Annotated in this window: 19 protein-coding genes; 3 read left to right on the top strand and 16 right to left on the bottom strand. The window is 68.4% G+C overall.

Annotated elements, in window-relative coordinates; all coding sequences use genetic code 11:
- Window positions 1-12 precede the first annotated feature (12 nt).
- The 7 genes from IEV93_RS09895 to IEV93_RS09865 form a co-directional block, all read right to left on the bottom strand.
- Window positions 13-1,224, bottom strand: a complete 1,212-nt coding sequence (locus IEV93_RS09895) for an acyl-CoA dehydrogenase family protein (protein ID WP_188489219.1) — start codon at window positions 1,222-1,224, stop codon at window positions 13-15.
- Entirely contained in the window at window positions 1,221-3,260 is a 2,040-nt protein-coding gene (locus tag IEV93_RS09890) for an ATP-binding protein (RefSeq protein ID WP_188489217.1), read from the bottom strand. The genes IEV93_RS09895 and IEV93_RS09890 overlap by 4 nt, the downstream gene beginning before the upstream one ends.
- A gap of 8 nt (window positions 3,261-3,268) precedes the next feature.
- Window positions 3,269-4,867, bottom strand: coding sequence for an acyl-CoA carboxylase subunit beta (locus IEV93_RS09885; protein WP_188489215.1), 1,599 nt, complete (start codon window positions 4,865-4,867; stop codon window positions 3,269-3,271).
- Window positions 4,864-6,024, bottom strand: a complete 1,161-nt coding sequence (locus tag IEV93_RS09880; protein WP_188489213.1) for an acyl-CoA dehydrogenase family protein — start codon at window positions 6,022-6,024, stop codon at window positions 4,864-4,866. Before IEV93_RS09880 ends, IEV93_RS09885 begins: the two co-directional genes overlap by 4 nt.
- The gene (locus IEV93_RS09875) at window positions 6,025-7,755 is read right to left on the bottom strand and encodes an acyclic terpene utilization AtuA family protein (RefSeq protein WP_188489211.1); all 1,731 of its coding nucleotides are present in this window, start codon (window positions 7,753-7,755) and stop codon (window positions 6,025-6,027) included.
- Window positions 7,752-8,555 carry a TIGR03084 family metal-binding protein gene (locus tag IEV93_RS09870; protein ID WP_188489209.1) on the bottom strand — a complete coding sequence of 268 codons (804 nt, stop codon included), beginning with the start codon at window positions 8,553-8,555 and terminating at the stop codon, window positions 7,752-7,754. The genes IEV93_RS09875 and IEV93_RS09870 overlap by 4 nt, the downstream gene beginning before the upstream one ends.
- A gap of 91 nt (window positions 8,556-8,646) precedes the next feature.
- Window positions 8,647-9,579, bottom strand: coding sequence for a PaaI family thioesterase (locus IEV93_RS09865; RefSeq protein WP_188489207.1), 933 nt, complete (start codon window positions 9,577-9,579; stop codon window positions 8,647-8,649).
- Window positions 9,580-9,631: 52 nt separating this feature from the next.
- Between IEV93_RS09865 and IEV93_RS09860 the strand changes: the two genes are divergently transcribed.
- The 3 genes from IEV93_RS09860 (at window position 9,632) to IEV93_RS09850 (ending at window position 11,843) form a co-directional block, all read left to right on the top strand.
- On the top strand, window positions 9,632-10,003 hold the full coding sequence (locus tag IEV93_RS09860; protein WP_188489205.1) for a hypothetical protein: 372 nt from the start codon (window positions 9,632-9,634) through the stop codon (window positions 10,001-10,003).
- 65 nt (window positions 10,004-10,068) lie between these two features.
- Window positions 10,069-10,680 carry an ABC transporter ATP-binding protein gene (locus IEV93_RS09855; RefSeq protein WP_188489203.1) on the top strand — a complete coding sequence of 204 codons (612 nt, stop codon included), beginning with the start codon at window positions 10,069-10,071 and terminating at the stop codon, window positions 10,678-10,680.
- Window positions 10,677-11,843 (top strand): DUF6297 family protein, encoded by a 1,167-nt coding sequence (locus tag IEV93_RS09850; RefSeq protein WP_188489201.1) that lies wholly within the window; start codon window positions 10,677-10,679, stop codon window positions 11,841-11,843. Before IEV93_RS09855 ends, IEV93_RS09850 begins: the two co-directional genes overlap by 4 nt.
- A gap of 50 nt (window positions 11,844-11,893) precedes the next feature.
- Here IEV93_RS09850 and IEV93_RS09845 read toward each other — a convergent pair whose 3' ends face one another.
- The 9 genes from IEV93_RS09845 to IEV93_RS09805 form a co-directional block, all read right to left on the bottom strand.
- Window positions 11,894-12,757 (bottom strand): type IV toxin-antitoxin system AbiEi family antitoxin domain-containing protein, encoded by an 864-nt coding sequence (locus tag IEV93_RS09845; protein ID WP_229705008.1) that lies wholly within the window; start codon window positions 12,755-12,757, stop codon window positions 11,894-11,896.
- Between the two features lie 79 nt (window positions 12,758-12,836).
- Entirely contained in the window at window positions 12,837-13,721 is an 885-nt protein-coding gene (locus IEV93_RS09840; protein ID WP_229705007.1) for an SDR family NAD(P)-dependent oxidoreductase, read from the bottom strand.
- Window positions 13,718-15,331 (bottom strand): AMP-binding protein, encoded by a 1,614-nt coding sequence (locus IEV93_RS09835; protein ID WP_188489199.1) that lies wholly within the window; start codon window positions 15,329-15,331, stop codon window positions 13,718-13,720. The genes IEV93_RS09840 and IEV93_RS09835 overlap by 4 nt, the downstream gene beginning before the upstream one ends.
- A gap of 20 nt (window positions 15,332-15,351) precedes the next feature.
- Window positions 15,352-16,611 carry a hypothetical protein gene (locus IEV93_RS09830; protein ID WP_229705006.1) on the bottom strand — a complete coding sequence of 420 codons (1,260 nt, stop codon included), beginning with the start codon at window positions 16,609-16,611 and terminating at the stop codon, window positions 15,352-15,354.
- A 12-nt stretch (window positions 16,612-16,623) separates the two neighbouring features.
- Entirely contained in the window at window positions 16,624-17,175 is a 552-nt protein-coding gene (locus IEV93_RS09825) for a nuclear transport factor 2 family protein (protein WP_188489197.1), read from the bottom strand.
- Between the two features lie 15 nt (window positions 17,176-17,190).
- Complete coding sequence (locus tag IEV93_RS09820) at window positions 17,191-17,382, bottom strand: ferredoxin (RefSeq protein ID WP_188489195.1); 192 nt, start codon at window positions 17,380-17,382, stop codon at window positions 17,191-17,193.
- A complete protein-coding gene (locus IEV93_RS09815; protein WP_188489193.1) occupies window positions 17,379-18,725 on the bottom strand; it encodes a cytochrome P450 in 1,347 nt (448 codons plus the stop codon). Before IEV93_RS09815 ends, IEV93_RS09820 begins: the two co-directional genes overlap by 4 nt.
- Window positions 18,722-19,522: an SDR family oxidoreductase gene (locus IEV93_RS09810; protein ID WP_188489191.1), complete on the bottom strand. Its 801-nt coding sequence runs from the start codon at window positions 19,520-19,522 to the stop codon at window positions 18,722-18,724. Before IEV93_RS09810 ends, IEV93_RS09815 begins: the two co-directional genes overlap by 4 nt.
- Window positions 19,523-20,734, bottom strand: coding sequence for a cytochrome P450 (locus tag IEV93_RS09805; protein WP_188490490.1), 1,212 nt, complete (start codon window positions 20,732-20,734; stop codon window positions 19,523-19,525).
- Between the last annotated feature and the right edge of the window lie 17 nt (window positions 20,735-20,751).

Here is a 20,751-nt window from a genome sequence, read left to right as displayed (position 1 = left end):
AGCCCGGGTCCATCAGTACGACTTGGGCAGACCCAGGCTGGTCTGCGCCACGAAGTTGAGCACCATCTCGCGGCTCACCGGCGCGACCCGGGCCACGCGGCACAGGTTGAGCAGCGGGGCGATCCCGTACTCGCTGGACAGACCGTTGCCACCCATCGACTGCACGGCCTGGTCGACGATCTTCACACACGCCTCGGCGGCGGCGTACTTGCTCATGTTGGCCGGTTCGGCGGCACCCCAGTCGTCGCCCGCGTCGTACATGGTGGCGGCCTTCTGCATCATCAGCTTGGCCATCTCCATCTCGATCTTGCCCTGCGCCAACGGATGTGCGATCGCCTGGTGTGCGCCGATGGGCGTCTTCCAGACGGTGCGGTTCTTGACGTAGTCGACGGCCTTGTCGAGAGCGAAGCGCGCCATGCCGAGGGCCGACGCAGCGGCCATGATCCGCTCCGGGTTCAGCCCGGCGAACAACTGTCCCAACGCCGCGTCGGCCGATCCGACCAGCGCCGTCGACGGCAGGCGCACGTCGTCGAGGAACAGCTGGAACTGCTTCTCCGGGTTGATCAACTCCATGTCGATCTGCTTGTACTCGAAGTTCGGCGTGTCGGTGGGCACGATGAACAGCGCCGGCTTGAGCTTGCCGGTCTTCGCGTCCTCGGTGCGCGCGACGATCAGTACCGCCTGCGCCTGGTCGACACCGGAGATCCAGACCTTGCGGCCGGTCAGCAGCCAGTCGTCGCCGTCCCGCCGGGCAGTGGTGGTGATCTGGTGCGAGTTCGAGCCGGCCTCGGGCTCGGTGATACCGAAGGCCATGGTGACGCTGCCGTCGGACAGACCGGGCAGCCACTGCTGCTTCTGGTCGTCGGTGCCGAAACGGGCGATGATGTTGCCGCAGATGGCCGGTGAGACCACCATCATCAGCAACCCGACACCGTTCGCGGCCAGCTCCTCCATCACGATCGCGAGCTCATAGATACCGGCGCCACCGCCGCCGTACTCCTCGGGGAGGTTCACGCCGAGGAAGCCGAGCTTGCCGGCCTCGGCCCACAGTTCGTCGGTCTTCTTGCCGGTGCGGGCGCACTCCATGAAGTACTGCTGGCCGTACCGCTTGCCCAGTGCGGCGACCGAGGCACGCAGCGCGGCGCGCTCCTCGGTCTCCACAAAAGGATTCACCGGCGTGGGGTCGGCGGTTGCCTCGGTCGGGCGCTCGGTCGTTGCGGTCATGTCGTCTCCTCGGTCGTGCTGTCACTGCTGATGACGGCGAGCACATCGCCCACCGCGAGTTGTTGTCCGGCCACGACGGCCAGTTCGGCCACCACCCCGTCGGCGGGTGCGTGCACCGTGTGTTCCATTTTCATCGCCTCCAGCCACAACAGCGGCTGGCCCTGCGTCACCGCATCGCCGATCTCGACCGCGATGCGGATCACCGACCCCGGCATGGGCGCGAGCAACGACCCGGGCTTGCCGACGGCGGACGGATCGATGAAGCGCGGCACGTCGCGCAGGGTCACCGACGTCGTGTCGGAGTCGACGTAGGTCACCGCCCGGCTCTGTGCGTCGACGTGGCGGGCGACGGCGAACCGTCTGCGGACGCCGTCCACCTCGAGGGTCACCGACGTCGACGACGCGTCCACCAGCGACACCGACGGATCGTCGGGCAGCTCGACGGAGTCACGACCGGCCCGGTAACGCACCGAGATCGCGGTGTCGGCATCGGCGACCGGATCGGACCCGTCCGGCACGAACCGCGAGGTCTGGTACTGCGAGTGCAGGTTCCGCCATCCCGACGGGATCCCGCGCTGCACCGATGCGCGCTCGCGGTTGGTCGCGGCACCGGATGCCGCCGCGGCGACCGCGGCGAGTCGGACCTCGGATGCGTCGGCGAGCGGCCGCGACAGCACCGGCAACCCGATCTCGTCGATGAACCCGGTGTCGGTGTCACCGGAGCGGAACACGCTGTGCCGCAAAATGGTGACGAGCAGGTCGCGGTTGGTGCCGGGTCCGTGGACCGTCGCCCGCGCCAGCGCGCCGGCGAGCATGGCCGCGGCGCGGGTGCGGTCCGGTGCCCAGCTGATGACCTTGGCGAGCATCGGGTCGTAGAACACCGAGATCTCGCTGCCCGCCTCGATCCCGGAGTCGACGCGGATCCCCGGTCGGTCGAGTCGGTCGAACGTCACGTCGGCGGGTAGGTCGATGTCGAAGACCGTGCCCGACTGCGGGGACCAGTTGGCGGCCGGGTCCTCGGCGTAGAGCCGGGCCTCGATGGAGTGGCCGGTGATCGGCGGCGGGGTCTCACCGAGCGGTTCGCCGTCGGCGACCCGGATCTGCCACTCGACGAGGTCGAGCCCCGTGGTGGCCTCGGTGACCGGATGTTCCACCTGCAGACGGGTGTTCATCTCCAGGAAGTAGAAGCGACCGGAGCCGTCGGCGAGGAACTCCACCGTGCCCGCGCCGACGTAGCCGATGGCCGACGTCGCCGTGCGCGCCGCGTCGAAAAGGCGGTCGCGGAAGTCACCACCGATGCGCTCGACGAGCGGTGCGGGTGCCTCCTCGATGATCTTCTGGTGCCGTCGCTGAATGGAGCATTCCCGCTCCCCCACCGTCCACACACGGCCGTGCCGATCGGCGAGCACCTGCACCTCGATGTGGTGTCCGCGTTCGACATACGGCTCGCAGAACACCGTCGGGTCACCGAAGGCGGACTCGGCCTCGCGGGCCGCGGCCGTGACCTCGCCCGCGAGGTCGGCGATGTCGCGGACGATGCGCATGCCGCGTCCGCCACCACCGGCCGAAGCCTTGATGAGCACCGGCAGGTCGGAGGCGGTCAGGGTGGCCGGGTCGAGGTCGCCGAGAATCGGCACGCCCGAGCCGGACATGATCGCCTTGGCGTTGACCTTCGACCCCATCGAGGTGATCGACGACGGCGGCGGACCGATCCACGCGATGCCGGCGTCGATCACCGACTGCGCGAAAGCGGCGTTCTCGGAGAGGAATCCGTATCCGGGGTGGATCGCGTCGGCGCCGGCTGACTTCGCGGCGGCGATGATGGCGTCGGCGTCGAGGTAGGTCGCAGCCGACGTCTCGCCGGGGAGCCGGACCGCGCGGTCGGCCGCCGCGACGTGGGGGGCGTGCGCGTCGGGGTCGGAGAAGACCGCGACGGTGGACAGACCCATCCGCTCACAGGTCGCGAACACGCGTCGGGCGATCTCGCCGCGGTTGGCGACGAGGACCGAGGTGATCGACGAATCGTTGTTGCTCACAGTGTTGTTCACATCCGGAAGACGCCGAAGTTGGAGGTTCCCTCGACCGGCGCGGTGTCGATCGCCGAGAGGGTGATGCCCAGGACGGTGCGGGTGTCGCGGGGGTCGATGACCCCGTCGTCGTAGAGCATGCCGGACAGGAACGCAGGCAGCGACTGTTCCTCGATCTGCGCCTCGATCACGGCGCGCATCCCGCGGTCGGCCTCTTCGTCGACGGTCCCACCGCGGGCCTCGGTGGCCGCGCGTGAGACCAGCGAGATGACACCGGACAGTTGCGCCGCACCCATGACGGCCGACTTCGCGCTGGGCCACGCGAACAGGAACCGCGGGTTGAACGCACGACCGCACATCCCGTAGTGGCCGGCGCCGTAGCTGGCGCCGATCAGCAGGGAGATGTGCGGGACAGTCGAGTTCGACACGGCGTTGATCATCATCGACCCGTGCTTGATGATGCCGTTCTGCTCGTACTCCTTGCCGACCATGTAGCCGGTGGTGTTGTGCAGGAACAACAACGGGGTGTTGCTGCGGTTGGCGAGCTGGATGAACTGCGTGGCCTTCTGCGACTCGGCGGAGAACAGGACGCCCTGAGCGTTGGCCAGGATGCCCACCGGGTAGCCGTGGACGCGGGCCCAGCCGGTGCACAGCGACGACCCGTACTCGGCCTTGAACTCGTCGAAGTCGCTGTCGTCGACGATCCGGGCGATGACCTCGCGTGGGTCGAACGGGATCTTCAGGTCGCCGGGGACGATGCCGATGAGTTCGTCGGTGTCGTACCGGGGTTCGATCGGCGCGGCCAGCGGGCCGGGACCGACCTTGCGGTGGTTGAGGCGGGCGACGATACGACGCCCGATGCGGATTGCGTCCTGCTCGTCACGCGCGTAGTAGTCGGCCAGACCGGACTGCCGGGCGTGCATCAACGCGCCACCCAACGACTCGTCGTCGCTCTCCTCGCCGGTGGCCATCTTGACCAGCGGCGGGCCGCCGAGGAACACCTTGGACTGGTTCTCGATCATCACGGTGTGATCGGACATGCCGGGGACGTAGGCGCCGCCCGCGGTCGAGTTACCGAAGACCAGAGCGATGGTGGGGATCCCGGCGGCGGAGAGCTGGGTGATGTCGCGGAACATCCGACCACCCGGGATGAAGACGTCCTTTTGCGTGGGCAGGTCGGCGCCACCGGACTCCACCAGTGAGATGCACGGGAGACGGTTCTCCATCGCGATCTCGTTGGCGCGGAACCCCTTGCGCAGGGTCCACGGGTTGGACGTTCCGCCACGCACGGTGGGGTCGTTGGCGACGATCATGCACTCGACGCCCTCGACCACGCCGATACCGATGATCATCGACGCACCGACCTGGAAGTCCGAGCCGTACGCGGCGAGCGGACACAGTTCGAGGAAGGCGCTGTCGGCGTCGATCAGCAACTCGATGCGCTCACGGGCCAGGAGCTTGCCGCGCTCATGGTGACGGGCGACCTTCTTCTCGCCGCCGCCGGCGAGCGCCTTGGTGAACTCGGCGTCGAGCCCGGCCAACTTCTCCTGCATCGTCTGCGCCGCGTCGACGAACTCCGGCGCGGATCGGTCGATCACCGATCGCAGCGCCGTCACGCCTGATACCCCAGGCGTTTTGCCGCCAGACCGGTGAGGATCTCGGTGGTGCCGCCGCCGATGCCCAGGATGCGCATGTCGCGGTACTGGCGTTCGATCTCCGACTCGGCCATGTAGCCCAGCCCGCCGAACAGCTGCACGGCCTTGTTCGCGACCCACTCACCTGCCTCGACGGAGGTGTTCTTGGCGAAGCAGACCTCGGCGATGAGGTCGTCGGAGCTGGAGACCTTCCGGTCGACGACGGCACGGGTGTACGTCCGTGCGACATCGATGCGGCGAGCCATCTCGGTCACGCTGTCCTGCACGGACTGCCGGGCGATGAGCGGCTTGCCGAAGGTCTCCCGGGTGCGCACCCACTCGAGGGTGAGGTCGAGGCAGCGTTGCGCGCTGGCGTAGGCCTGGGTGGCGAGACCGGCGCGCTCGGTGACGAAGCCGGCCGCGATCTGTGCGAAGCCGGTGTTCTCGGCGCCGACGAGGTTGCCGACCGGCACGCGAGCGTCGACGAAGCTCAGTTCCGCGGTGTCCGAACAGCGCCAGCCCATCTTGTCGAGTTTACGACTGACCGAGAAGCCCGGGGTGTCGGTGTCCACGACGAGCAGGGACACCCCACCGGCACCCGGTCCGCCGGTCCGTACGGCGGTGACGATGAAGTCGGCCCGGACCGCGGAGGTGATGTAGGTCTTGGCCCCGTTGACGACGTAGTGGGCGCCGTCGCGGACCGCCGACGTCGTGAGGTGGCCGACGTCGCTGCCGCCGCCGGGCTCGGTGATCGCCAGGCTGCCGATCTTCTCGCCCGCGAGCGTGGGACGCACCCACCGGTCGATCTGGTCGGCGTCGCCCGCGGCCACGAGGTGTGGCAGGGCGATGCCGTGGGTGAACAGCGATGCGTAGATTCCACCGGCGGCACCACGTTCGTGCAGCACCTCGCCTGCGATGGTGGCGTCGATCAGGTCGCCGCCGGATCCCCCCACCGCCTCGGGGAATCCGAGTCCGAGCAGGCCCAGCTTGGAGGCCTCTCGATGCAGTTCGCGCGGGATGAGTCCTTCACGCTCCCACTCCGCCTGATGCGGCAGGATGTGCCGCTCGACGAATCCACTGACCGTGCTGCGCAGTTCGCGCCGCTCCGGGGTGTTCCACGCGGGTGTGGCAAGACTCATTCAGATGACCTCGAATCGATCGGGGATGTCGACCACGCGGGCGCGTAGCCATTCGCCGAGACCCTTGCCCTGCGGGTCGAAGCGGACGTTGTCGGCCACGCCGCGGCCGAGGATGGCCTCGATCACGAAGTTGACCGCCAGCAGATTGGGGAAACGATGACGCGTGACGGTGAGGTCGGCGGTCTCGGGCAGCAGCTGCGCGAGCAGGTCGACGGTGAGGATCTCGTCGAGCCATTCGAAATGCTCCGGATCCCGAACCCACACACCGATGTTGGCGCTGCCGCCCTTGTCGCCGCTGCGTGCACCGGCGATCAGGCCGAGCGGTGCCGGGCTGGTGGGGCCCCAGTCGCGCGCCGGGCGCGGTGCCTCGTCGAGAAGGGGCGCGAGCGGTCCGCGGACCGGGCTCGGAGGGATCTGGGTGACCGTGCCGTCGGGCAGGGTCACGCGGTGCTCGACGGTGTCGGCGGCGACGTACCCCGGCTCGAACACCCCGTACGGACTGCCCTTGCCCGGAGGTGCCGTCATGCTGAATCCGGGGTAGCTGGCCAGCGCCAACTCCACGGCGGCCGAGGAGAACTCACGACCGACGGTGTCGGCGTCGCGGCTCTTGCCGACGCAGCGCAACAGTGCCGAGGACTGGGCCTCGGTGGCCCCGTCGGCGCGGTCGGTGCGTGAGAGCTCCCAGGTGAGTTGTTCGGGCTTGGTCGCCAGCGAGGACTCGAACTGCTCGGTGACCAGGCGGGCCTTCTCCTCGACGTCGAGGCCGGTGAGGATCATCGTGACCTCGTTGCGGAACCCGGCGAGGGTGTTGAGCGAGACCTTGACCGACTCCGGCGGGATCTCACCGCGCACACCACTGATCAGCACGCGGTCGGTGCCCTGCTGCGACAACTCGACGGTGTCGAGGCGCGTGGTGACGTCGGGTCCGAGGTAGCGGGGACCGGTGATCTCGTAGAGCAGTTGCGCGGTGACCGTGCCCACCGTGACGGCGCCGCCGGTCGCGCGGTGCTTGGTGATGACCGAGCTGCCGTCGGCCGCGATCTCCGCGATGGGGAACCCCGGGCGGGACAGGTCACCGATCTCGGTGAAGAACGCATAGTTGCCGCCGGTGGCCTGGGTGCCGCACTCGATGACGTGGCCGGCGACCACGGCTCCGGCGAGCTGGTCGAGATCCTCGGGCTGCCAGTCGAAGTGGTGTGCGGCGGGGCCGACGGCGAGTGAGGCGTCGGTGATCCGGCCGGTGACGACGACGTCCGCGCCGGCGTCGAGGGCGGCCTTGATGCCGAACGCGCCGAGGTAGGCGTTCGCGGTCAGCGGCTCGCCGAGTCCGAGCTCGGGTGCGCGGGAGATGAGGTCGTCACCGTCGACGTAGGCGATGGAGACCTCGACGCCGAGCTCGGCGGCCAGCTCGGTGAGCTTGTCCGCCAATCCCTTCGGGTTCAGGCCACCGGCATTGGTGACGATGCGGACCTTGCGCTCGACTGCGATGGTCAGGCATTCGCGCATCTGGCGGACGAAGGTCGACGCGTATCCCCGTGCGGGGTCGCGGAGTCGGTCGCGGCCCAGGATGAGCATGGTCAGCTCGGCGAGGTAGTCGCCGGTGAGATAGTCCAGATCGCCTCCCTCGAGCATCTCGCGCATGGCGGAGAAGCGGTCGCCGTAGAAGCCGGAGGCGTTGCCGACGCGGACGCAGGGAGCGGTGCCGGGTACGACGGGGACAGCGGTGGTCATGCGGTACTCATCTCGGTCGATCGGGGCGCGCGGCCCGGTCCGGGCGGTCCGGCGAAACACTGTGCGATGCGGATCCATTGCGCGGCGTCGTCGCCGCGCACGGACAGGTCGAGGTCGGCGGGCGCGCGACGTTGCGTCACCAGTCGGCAGAAGTCGACGGCCGGTCCGCTCACGCGGTCGGTGGCGTCGTCGGGTCCCCAGGTCCACAGCGATCCGTCGGGTGCGGTCAGTTCGACGCGGAACTCGGCGGTCGGTGGGGTGGCACCGTTGACGATGTAGGCGAAGTCGCGGGTGCGGACACCGATGTGTGCGACGGCGCGGATGCGGGAGGTCGGCTCGACGGTGACGCCGAGGGTGTCGGCGACGTCGAGTCCGTGGGCCCAGAGCTCCATGATGCGGGCGGTGGCCATCGACGCCGCCGACATCGGCGGGCCGAACCAACTCAGTTTGGTCCCGGACGGGACGGCAACGAGTGCGGTCGCCAGCTCGGCACGGTTGGTTCGCCACGTGGCGAGGATGTCGCCCGGAGCGTCGGCGGCGGCGAGCTCGGCGGCGGTGTCGACGAAGCCTGCGGGGTCGGCGGCGCCCGTGGTGAGGACGTCGGCGAACGCGTCGGGGTCGGCCGCGGACAGGGTGGCGACCCGGTCGGTCCAGGACAGGTGCCCGATCTGGTGGGCGATGGTCCAGCCGACCGCGGGCGTGAGTGTGCGCCAGGTGTCGTCGTCGAGGTCGGCGACCAGGGCGTCGAGCGACTCCCCCTCGGCAACCATGTCGGCAACCAGGGACTCCACAGCGGTCATGGCACACAGCGTCACAGGTGTGCCAATAAAAAGCAAGCACGCATGCTTGTTTTGACAGCACACCCACAGGTTCTCTTCGATGCCGCTCGAATCAGCCGAAGGTGAGGTCTGCGGTGGCGCGGGCGAGCAACGTGCCGTCGGCCTGGGCGAGCACAGCCGAGACCGACCCGAGCCGCCGACCGACGCGTTCGGTGCGGGTGGTGACGACGAGCTCCCCCGCGTCCACCGGCGGCGACCGGAAGAAGTTCACCGCGAAGTCGATCATGGTGTAGTTCTGGCCCGCGGCGGTGTGCTGTTGACCGGCGAGCGAGCACGCCTGAGCGGTGATCGCGGCGATCACGCCGCCGTGCATCGTGCCCAGCGGGTTGGCCATCCACGACTGCGGCGAACACACGACCGTCGGCCCGTCGGCCCCGGCGTGCGCCGTCAACGACAGCAGCTCGGCCAGCGGCCCACTCGAGAGTCGTTCCCCGACGATCGCGTCCACGATCTGGCGTCCCGTCAGGGCGGGGTCGATGCGGGGCGGCAGATCGGTGTCGGTGCCCATGGTGTCCGGGACGGTCGCACGCTCCCCGGCACCGGTGTCGGAGGCGTCGCGGCCGCGGGCGAGCAACTCCGGGTCGAACGTGCGCGCGGTTCGGGCGTTGCGGACCAACACCGAGGCGTACAGCTCGTCGGCCAGACCGGTCACGTCGACGGTGGTCAGACCGAACATGTCGTGACGGTCGCGCAACGTGGCCGTCGCGGTGAGCAGTCCCTGTGCGGGCACGCGGTCGCCGGTGGTCGCGAAGGCCAGGCGCGCCTGGACGACGCCGAACTCGGGCCCGGTACGGACGACGAACGGGCCGCCACCGACGGTGTCGACGAGAACCGCGTAGGCGCTGAGCTCGATGCGACCCCGGTGATCGGTGACCGCAGGCCCCATCCGCTGCTGCAGCGTCGCGGTCGGCTCGCTCGCGGCGGGTCCACCGACCCCGAAGGCGGTCAAGGCGTTGCCGTCAATCACCCGGCTGGTCGATGTCATGGCTAAACTCCTATCGCAAACAGGCGGTCAACAGCGATCCGGGAGGTGGCGAATGAGGGCGAGAACACAGTCGGTCGCACATCTGCCTGCGACCTCGACGATCGCGACCGCCGTGCTGACCGCGGCCTGGTGGCTCACGCTGATCGGCCTCACCGAGCCGGCGGCACCCCACGCCGGAGCGGCTGTGATCTCGGCCGCGCTCGGCGTCGCCGTCGTCTCCGTGGCCGCACACCCACACGTCCGTGCCGCCCTCACGCGGTGGGTCCGCGATCGCGTGTCCCCTACGCGGCAGGGTCTCCCGCCCGACGTCGCCCACAGATGGCGCGTCGTCGCATGTTCGGTGTCCGAACCACGGGCCTTTGACGTCGCACTGCTCCAGATGTCGCTTCCGCGCGCACCGGGCGGGGATCCGACCACCGCCTGAACTCGGCTTTCGCTGCGGCAGGCGGTTCTTCGTGACCCCGCCCGCCACACACCGGAAGTCCACTCATGCTCTCCATCGATCATCTCTGCCTGTCCACTGACGACAGCGACCTCATCACCGACCTGACGTTGCAGCTCCCTCCCGGCGAGTGCCTCGCCGTGGTCGGCCCGAACGGCTCGGGAAAGTCCACCCTGCTGCGAGCCATCGCCGGATTGCGCCGACCCGATTCCGGGGAGATCCGAGTCGGCGGGATCATCGCCGACGACAGCGATCCTGCGTTCCGCGCGGCCGTCTCGGTCGAACTCGGCGATGACGCCACCTTCGCCGAACTGACCGTCCTCGAACACCTACGTCTCATCACCGCCGCGCACGATGTCGACACCGAGATCGCCGCGGTCGCTCTCGACGGTTCCGGGATCGGCGATCTGGCCGACCGATTCCCACATACGTTGTCGACCGGGCAACGCCAGCGGTTCTCGATGTGCGCCGCGTGGATTCGGCCCGCCGACCTGGTCGTCATCGACGAACCCGAGGCCGGCCTCGATGTGGCCGGACGTGACTGGGTCGCGCAACGGATCCGCCGTTCGACCGCAGATGCCAGGTCCGTGGTGTTCGCGACCCACAGCCCCGAACTCGTGTCGCGAGGCGCCGATCAGACGGTGACGGTGGGGCGATGAGGGTCGACACCGACAACCTTCCCGGAGTGGTCATGACGGTTGCCGTGGTCGGCGGGCTGGGGTGGTATCTCCTGCAGCCCGAGCGCGTGTCCGGTGTCGTGGGCGTCGAACCGGGGCTGGGTTCGACGACCCCGGTTCTCGTCGGGTGGACCGTCGCGTCGTGCACGCTGATCGTCGGCACCGCGCTGTGGTGGTGGGGGCCGATTCGGCTCTCGCGTGCGCAGGCGGTGTGGCACCTGTCCGGCCCCGCCGATCGCGGGCCGGTGCTGCGTGCGCAGCGGTTACGCGCCTCGATGTCCGCGCTCATGGGTTGCCTCGCCGTCGCGGTGGTGGCGTCGATCCTGGACTGGTCGAGCGCACCGGCGCTGCTCGGTGCGGGCCTCGTGTCCGCCGCAGCGCTGATGACCGCGGCCAGTTGGCGTCAACATCGTTCCAGCGATGCTCTTTTCGAGCACACCGACCGTAGGGCCCGCCGGTCGGTGGAGCGACTGCATCGTGATGTCGTCGCTCCGGACGACGGCTTCATCGGGGCTGCACGCCTGGCGGTGGTGACGATGGATCTCGGATGGCTGAGCACAGCTCGTGTGGTGCGGTGGGAGCTCGGAAACACCCGGTCCCGCAGTCGCGTCCTCCCGCTGGGGCGTGCCCGCGCCTGTCTGAGCGCCGATCTCACCCGCCTACGACGCCGCCCCGGCGATCTCATCGTGTTCGCGGTGGTCGTCGCCGTCGGACTCGCGATGTCACAGACGCTCTACCTGACCTCGATCGCGCCCGCGGTGGCTGCCGTGCTGGCTTATCGAGCGGGGTGTGCCATGGCCGGCGGGTTACGCCGGCTCACCGAGGAGCCCGCACTGCGTCGCGCGCTCGGCGGCTCGCGCGTCGAGATCACCGCGGTGCACAGCGTCGTCCCCGTCGTCGCGGTCCTGCTGTGGTGCGGTGTCGCGTCGCTCACCTGGCACCTGTCCGCGGTCGCGCTGGTGGTGGTCACCATCGGGTCGGCCGTCGCGGTCGTACGCCGCGCAACCCGACCCGATCTGCCCTTCGACGCACCCGTCTACGTCACCGGCCAGGGTGGGGCCGTCCAACCGCTGTTGCTGCTCGCGATGGCCCGCGGTCCCGCGGCCGTGGTGCTCACCGGATTGGTCGCGACGCTCATCGGATGAGGCTGGCGCATTGATCGGTAGCAGTTTGTGTCGGTAGGCGACACGAACTGCTACCGATTGCGGGCGAGCGCGGAGCGGATCTGCGACACCACGTACTGCGGACGCTGGGTGAGATCGGCCCACGTGAATCGCAGGATGGTCCAGCCGTTGGCGACGAGGATGTTCTGTCGAGTCCGATCGTGTTGGAACGCAAGCGCGTCCGAGTGGAATGCCATTCCGTCGATCTCCACCAGCACCCTGTCCGTGTCGAAGACGATGTCGACGGGGAAGCCGCAGACCTCCCGGTTTGCGACCCACCCGCCGATCGCGGCGCGTCGCAGCAACCCTACGAGGAGTCGCTCCGCCTCTGAACGCGCTCCCGAGTGTGCTCGGCGCAGCATGTCACCGGTGACCTTCGAACCACGACGACCCGGATACCGAGCGTGGGCGGCGAGCAGCTGCTCGAGAGACACCCGCCCGCGCAGCAACGCCGAGTCGAGGACGCCCATCCCGGTGACCGCGGCGGTGTCGAGCACGGTGAGCGGGACACCGGTCATCAGCAGATCCGAGCGTTCGACGACATCCACGACGTCCAGATCACGGTGGACGACCGTCACAGCCGTGACCGCACCCCCGTGACGGCCGCGCCGGGCGGTCACCGTGACCACCGTCGGGGGTTCGTCGACGAGCCGATGCCACCACGCGGCCGACGTACCGGACAGCGCAGCGTGCGAACCCACCGACCAGCAGGCAGCTCGCAGACGTGCGCGCGTCGAGACCTCGCGATCGGCCACGAAGTAGACCCCTCGACCCACCCGCCGCCACTCCCCTGCCGCGACCCTGCGCTGCACCGCTGACCGGTTCAACCCCACCGACTCGGCCTGACCGAGGGTGATGACGCCGTCATGGGACGCGAGCAGTTCTCGAAGGATCACGGCTATCGGACGCAGTCCGTCCAGCCGCGGTTCCGATGCGTCTTCGGTAGCAGTTTGTGTCGGTCAGCGACACGAACTGCTACGGATTGCGCCTGACAGCGAAAGCCGCGTCGATGTCGTCGAGGGTGTACGGCGGGGTGTCGACGTGGTCGCGGTAGGCGATCAGGGACAGCTCGGGATCGGCGTAGCGACCGATGAAGTTGCCTGCCGCGCTGAACACCGACCCGGTGATGTCGGCGGCGAGGTCGGAGACGAGATAGGCGTAGATCGCAGCGACGTGGTCGACCGATCCCGGATCGGCTGCGGCGGCGTGCATCCCGGGGTCGAGCACACCACGATCACGCAGACCGTCGATGTGGGCCTGATACTCGTCGCCGGTCGACAGCCGGGTCTTCGCCCCGGGCATCACCACGTTCACGCGGACCCCGCTCGGCCGCAACTCGGCGGCGACGGCCAGGGCGAGGGCGTTGACACCACCCTTGGCCGCCGGATATCCGGTCCCGCCGAAGACGCCCAGCGACGCAGCCGAACCCGTCAGGACGATCGCCCCCGACCCCTGCGCCACGAACACCTCTGCGGCCGCGCGTGCCACCTCGAACGCACTCGTCAGGTGAGCGTCGATCTGGGCCGCGAACTCCTCGGAGTCGATGGTCAGGATGGTCGATCCGCCGGGTTCGGCGACCCCGGCGCAGTTGATGGCGGCGTCGAGCCGCCCGAAGTCCTCGCGCGCGGCATCGACCATGGCGTAGGCGATCCCGGGGGTGGCCAACGACCCGAGCACCCCGGCAGCCCGACCTCCCGCGGCGACGACCTCGGCAACCGCGGCGTCGAGCACGTCGGCATCCCGACCGTTCAGCACGACGGCGGCGCCCTCGGCCGCCAGTCGGTGCGCCACCGCGAGACCGATCCCGCGGCTCGAACCGCCGATCAGAGCGACCTTCCCGGACAGCGGGAGTCCGCTCACAGGTGGGACCGCGCCGCGTCCCGCACGTGGGCCGGATCCGAGGACGCCGCAATCGACTTGGCCCAGCCGTAGTCCGGCTTGCCGCTGGGGGTGCGCGTGACCGCATCGACCACCCAGTAGGTGCGCGGCACCTTGTACCCGGCCAACCGGGTCCGCAGGTGGGCCTCGATCGCTTCGAAATCCGGTACCCCGGTCACCGCGACCACGGCCGCGACCCCCTGCCCGAACCGCTCGTCGGCAACGGCGATGACGATGGCGTCGACCACGGCGGGATGCGACTTCAGCTCGCCCTCGACCTCTTCGACGAAGACCTTCTCACCGCCGGTGTTCACCACCTGCGAGCCCCGGCCGAGCAGGGTGATCGCACCGTCGGGTTCGCGCCGGGCGCGGTCGCCGCTCACGACCATCCGGACGCCCTCGTGCTCGCGGAAGATGGTCGCCGACTTCGCCTCGTCCTTGTAGTAGCCGATGGGCAGGTAGCCGGTCTTCGCGAACCACCCCTCCCCCGGCCCGGTCAGTGGCGCACCGTCGTCGTCGATCACCGTCGCCCCGCGACCGGCCGGGACCCGGGGACCGCCGGCGTGGTCGGCGGTGGCGAACGAGGTGTCGGCGGCCGAGTACACCCGGATACCGCCGAATCCCGTCTCCGACGACCCGATCGAGTCGCTGATCGCCACCGTCGGGGCGAGTCCGAGCAGGCGGGCCTTGAGGGCCGGGGAGAACAGTGCCGCACCCGAACTCACGGCCAGCAGGCTGGACACGTCGACCGCCCGACCGGCCGCGACGCGTCCTTCGAGTTCGTCGATCAGCGGACGGCCCATCGCATCCCCGGTGATCACCATGATCGCCGGACGGCAGGTCTCGACGACCTCCCAGACACGGCCGGCGTCGAACCGGGGCTCGAATATGACGGTGTTGCCGGAGAACAGCGCACCCAGCGTCGGCATGAGCCCGGACACGTGGATCAGCGGCGGCAACATGAGAAACCGCATGGGGTCGGCACTCTCACCCGCACGGGCCGATTGTGCGTACTCGTCGGCCATCAGTTCCCCGGAGTAGAAATCGATGCCGCCTCCGAGGACCCGCCACATGTCGGCCTGTCGCCACATCACACCCTTGGGCGCCCCGGTCGTACCGCCGGTGTACATCAGGAAGAGGTCGTCGTCGGCGCGTGCCTCGAAGTCCCGCTCGGACGAACACCCCGCCAAGGTCTCCTCGAACCGCTCGTCGACGACGATCACCGGGTGCTCGGTCGCGGCGCGCGCGGCGTCGGCGTATCGGGGCTGGGTCAGCACGGCGACGACATCGGCGTCGTCGTACACGTAGACCAGTTCGTCGCGCACGTATCGGTAGTTCACGTTGACCGGCACGGCCCGGAGCTTGAACGCCGCGAGGAACCCCGCCAGGGTGTCGACGGCGTTGTGCATGTGGATGGCCACATGAGATCCGCCGCGGACCCCATGGTCGATCAGCAGGTGCGCCACGCGATTCGACCGGTCCTCGAGTTCGGTGTAGGTGAACTCGGTGCCGGACTCACCGTCGACGACCGCCACCCGATCGGGCACGGCGTCGACGGCGTGCTCGAACAGGTCGGCCAGGTTCTGTGCCACGACAACGCTCCTCGGGGAGATCAGACGGGTGAGATGGACAGCGGTATCACCGAGTTGGGGATACCACGATCAGCGAAGGAGAAGGTGGAGCCGCCGCTGAAGCGGACGATCGCGACCTCCTTGCGTTCTCGCTGCTCGGCACCCCATGCGATGTCGACGGTCAGGAAACCGTCGGCGACGCGGGCGCCGGAGATCACCCAGTGCGGGTTCACCGCGGTCGCGATCGCCTGGATGGGGAGCACGTTGTCGGGATCGAGGTAGGACACCCAGCTCTCGTCGGCGACCGCGTCACTGCCCTGCGGGATCCGTACCGACACCACCGCGTCCGATCCCTCACCCTCGGAGATGACCTCGAGACCGACGTACTGCTCCGGCCCGAGCGCGGGGTGCAGCGACAGCACCCGGGCCAGACCCGCGGCGTCGTCGGCGATCCCGAGCGCGGCGGTGATCCGCTCGGCGGTCAGACCCGCGATGCCGGTCATCGCCTTGATCACCAGCTGCGCGGCGTGCTCGGGTGTCGTGCGACGCAGCGCGGCGCCGCGGAACCCCATCACCAGCAACTGATGTTGGATCGCCACCTCCTCGGCGGTCCGCACCAGGGTGCTGCGCGCCCAGTCGCGGAACTGTAGATCGTCGAGCAGGTCACCGGAGTAGTCGTTCCACCCCTTCTCGGAGTGATCGATCGGCGACAGGGCGATGTCGGCGGCAGCCGTGGCGAACATCGAGTGGGTGTAGTCGGGCAACTCGAGTTCGTCGCGATCGGGCTCGATGGTCACCAGCCATTCGCAGTGCGGGGTGCGGTTCTCCGGGCGGCGGGGCGGCCGGTGGACCGGCCGGATCCGGGCACGGCGGTTGGTCGCGATGGCGGTCGCGTCGAACGTCGGGTCCTCGATGTCGTGACACATGGCGGTCACGTAGTCCTCACCCATCGGCTCCACGTCCATCAGGGCGCCACAGTGGTCGAGCACGAAGCTCCCGTGGTACTCGTCGGTCACCGAATAGCGGAAGTCCATGAATTGCGGTGGGGCCCCGATGTCGAGCTGCAGGCACTTGAACATGTCCACCACACCGTCCCCGTCGACGCCCATCGCACGGCGCATCCGGGCGGTGTAGACCGGGCTCGCGGCCATCCACTCCTCGATGGCGACCTGGGCCATCACGTCACGACCGAAGTCGCCGATGATGTGCGCCATCGCGCTGCGATCGATCAGCTGACCCGCCAGCAACAGCTCGGGCACGAGCACCGACAGCTCTTCCTGCGACAGTTCGGAATACGACACGTCAGGCAGTCCTCACCACATCGGTACGGGGGTCTTGCCGAGCGGGTACCAGCCCGGCAGCCGCTCGGTGGCGTTGGCGACGCGGTTCATGCGCGCGCTCATGCCGTCGGTGAGAACACCGTCGGTGATCATCTCCATGAACAGGGCGACGACGTTGCCGTAGTCGAAGAAGTCGCGCTGCCAGCGGAACTGGAAGTCGCCGCCGTACTTGAACCAGCTGCCCTGGATGCCCTCGAGGGCGTAGCGGGTGCCGTCGGCGCGGGTGGCGTCGAACACCTGTTTCCACAGGCCGAGCATGTCGCCGGTCTTCTCGTCGATCACCCACGACTGGTACGGGTAGGTCCATCCGTCGAGTCCGTCCATCTCGTAACCGATGGCGAAGTCACGGATCTCGTCCCGACCGACGGCCATGAAGTCGTCCTTGGGACCGTAGTTCCATCCGTAGGTGGCGTCGGGTGTGTAGAACTCTGCGAGGTTGCGCCAGTCGCCGGCCTTCTCGCCGTCGACGTTGGCCTGGAGCCAGCGCTCCACCATCTCGTCGAGTTCTGATCGATCAAAAGCCATGGGAGAAAGACCTTTCTAATCTTCGATGATGCGCAGAGCCTGCGTGGGGCAGTACTGGACGGCGCGCTCGACGTCGTCCCGATCGCTGTCGGCGGGACGGTCCTGTCGCAGCTCGACGTGGTCGCGGAACGCCTCGAACACCTCGGGCGCCTCCATCTCGCAGACCCCGTGTCCTTGACAGAGGTCCAGATCGATCTCGATCCTCACTGCGTCCGCCTCCGATACGTGACCCGGCACGGCTGCTGGAGCTGCACCACCATCTTCGAGTGATCGTTGCGATAGGACTCCGAGGGCTGCGCCATCTCGAACTCGTAGTTCTGTAACAGCACCGAGAAGATCGCCTTGAGCTGCATGATGGCGAATTGCGCACCCACACAACGGTGCCGACCGGCACCGAACGGGATCCAGGTCCACCGGTTGGCGATGTCTTCCTGACGAGGCTTCTGGTAGCGCTCGGGGTCGAAGTCGTCCGGTGACGGGAAGTCCTCGGGCAGACGGTTGGAGATGGCGGGCGACACCGCGATCGACTGCCCGGCCGCGATCTCGACACCCTCGATGTGGATGTCGTTCTGCACCACCCGCATGAGGATGATCAGCGGGGGGTGCAGGCGCAGCGCCTCTTTCAGCGCGGCCTCCACCTTCGGCATCTGCCGGGTGTGGGCGAACGTGTACTCGGGTCGCTCGCCTGCGGGGGTGTCACCGTAGATCTCGTCGAGCTCGGAGACCACCTGCGCCATGTAGTCGGGATGACGGAGTAGCTCGATCAGCGTCCACGCGGCGGTGCCCGAGGTGGTGTGGTGGCCCGCGAACATCATCGAGATGAACATGCCGGTGATGGTGTTGGAGTCGAAACCCACCGACACCAGCACGTCCATCAGGTCGCGATCTTCCTTGCTCTCGGGAGGGTTCGCGATCCGATCGTTCATCACCCCCTGGATGAACTCCTGCAGCTCTTTTCGTGACTCGTCGCGTTTGCGGAAGCTCTCGATGTCGGCGTTGTAGTCGACGTAGGCGATGGGGTCGGTGCCCTTCTCCAGGTCGTGGAAGAGGTGGGCGATGTGACCGTTCAACTGCTCGCGGAACTTCCGCCCGATGAGGCAGGCCGAGGAGGTGTAGAGCGTCAGTTCGGCGAAGAACTCCAACAGGTCGATCTCGCCCTCGTCGCCCCAGTCGGCGATGATGCGCTCGACCTCGTTGGGGATGGTGATGGCGTGCTGCTTCATGTGCTGCGCCTTGAGCGCCGAGTTGTGGATGGCCTGCGACCGCTCCTCGGGACTCGCGTCGAACACGACACCCTCACCGAAGATCGGCGTCATGAACGGGTAGGCCGCGGCCTGATCGAGGTCCTCCTCCGGCGCCCGGAAGAACTCCTCGTTCGCGGTGGCCCCGGTGACCAGGACCACCTCGCGGTCGGCAAGCTGGAAGGTGCCGACGTCGCCGCACTCCTCGCGGATCCGCCAGAACAGGCCGATCGGGTCGGACGCCAGTTCGTCGAGATGGCCGTGTTCGCCCTCGCCGCCGGATACGCGTGCGGGTTTGGTCAGGGTCATTCGGTGTCTCCTTGTTGGGGCTTCTCGGCAATCGGCGCCTCGGCCTCGACCTCGACCAGGCGCATGTGCGAGCCGCGCGGCATCGTCACGATGGTGGTGATGGCGGTCGCGAGATGGACCGGCTTGAGGAAGAACCCGTGGCGGGCGAACCCGAAGGTCACCCAGTCGTTCAGCATGGCCGCGGCGGTCTCGGCGTCGAAGTTCGTGCCCATCCCCGTCATGGTCTGGCCGGGGCGGACGAGGCTAGCGCGCACGCCGGTGCCCTCGAGCTCCTGACGGGCCACCAGGGCCAGCGCCTCGACACCGGCCTTGGCCGCCGCGTATGCGCCCATGTGGGGCCGCGGGTCGGCGGCGACGTCGGAGCTGATGAACACGAAATCCCCGCGGCGCCGGTCGATCATCTCGGGGACGACACGGCGATAGAGACGCTGTGCACCCAGCAGATGGATGGTGACCTGGTTCGCGAACTCCTCGTCGGACATCTCGAACGTACGGCCCGGCCAGAGATCGCCTGCGCCGGACACGACGACCTCGAGCGCTCCCAGTTCCGCCTCGGCCTTGGTGATGCACTCGTCGATCGAGGCGGCGTCGGTGATGTCGAGCGGCACCGCGATCGCCTCCCCACCTGCAGCGATGATCTTCTCGACGAACTCCTGCGATTTCTCGACGCGACGGGCGCCGAGGGCGACAGGATGCCCTGCGGCAGCGAGCATCACGCCGGTGGCGGCACCGATACCGGACGATCCTCCCGCGATGAGGACCGGCCGTCGTTCGGGGTGTCCCGGATAGCGCGGCATCTAACGGGCCGTCACGGTCATCGGGAGGTTCGCGAACCCACGGACGTTGACCGAGTGAACACGTACCGCGCGATCGAGGTCCAGCTCTATCGCCGAGGCCGACCGCACGATCTCCGCGAGCGCGACGTTGGCCTCCAACCGTGCGAGGTGGGCACCGAGGCAGAAGTGCGTTCCCAGACCGAAACTCGTCAGAGCCTGCGAGCTGTCCCGGCCGATCTGATACGAGTCAGGGTCGTCGAACACCTCGTCGTCGCGGTTGGCCGACCCCAGCAGCAGCAGCACGCGTTGCCCCGCCGGGATCGTGTACCCGCCGTACTCCACATCCTCCAGAACACGGCGGAGCACGATCTGCGTCGAGTTGTCGTACCGCAGTGTCTCCTCGGTCCACGCCGGGGTCACCTCGGGATCGGCGAACACCTTCGCGAACTCGTCGGGGTTGACGTATCCCCAGTAGATCGCGTTCGCGAGGAGCTTGGTGGTGGTCTCGTTGCCGGCGACGATCATCAGGATCAGGAATCCGATGATCTCGTCGGAGGTCAGCCGCGTCGGCTCACCGGTCGCCTCGTCGACGATCTCGGCGTCGATCAGGACCGAGACCATGTCGGTCCCCGGGTTCTTGCGACGATCCTCGATCAGGTCCGAGTAGTACTGCGCCAGCGCGAAGTACGCATCCACCGCCGCCGGCGGGACGTCGTAGACCCCTTCGTCGCGATGGATCAGGTCGTCGGACAGCTGCCGCAGCCGCGCCCGGTCGGCCTGGGGTACCACCAGCAGTTCCGACACCACGTCCATGGGCAGCAACCCGGCGAAGTCCGAGACGTAGTCGAACTCCCCCTTCTCGAGGCACTCGTCCCAGTGCTGGTGGGTCAGGGCGGTGATGCGCTCGGTGAGCTGGTTGACCCGGTTCGGGGTGAATCCCTTCGACACCAGCTTGCGGATGCGCATGTGCTTCGGATCGTCCAGCGCCAGAAAGGACATCGACAGGTGCGCGTCCGGTCCGTAGGCCGCGGGGTCCATCGAGACACCCCAGCTGTTCGACAGTCGCGGTGTGTCCCGGAACGCCGCCCGGACGTCGGCGTGCTTGGAAAACGCCCAGAAGTTCTTCTCCGCGTTGTAGTACACCGGGGCCTCGTCACGCAGACGGGCGTAGGTGGGATAGGGGTCCTCGTGGAAGGCGTAGTCGTACGGGTCGAACGGGACCCGGCTCTCCATCCCGGCGGTGTCGGTGC

Source organism: Williamsia phyllosphaerae, from assembly GCF_014635305.1.
Lineage (GTDB): Bacteria > Actinomycetota > Actinomycetes > Mycobacteriales > Mycobacteriaceae > Williamsia_A > Williamsia_A phyllosphaerae.
The sequence above is the reverse complement of the archived record's forward strand: the minus strand, read 5'-3'. Positions and strand labels throughout refer to the sequence as shown.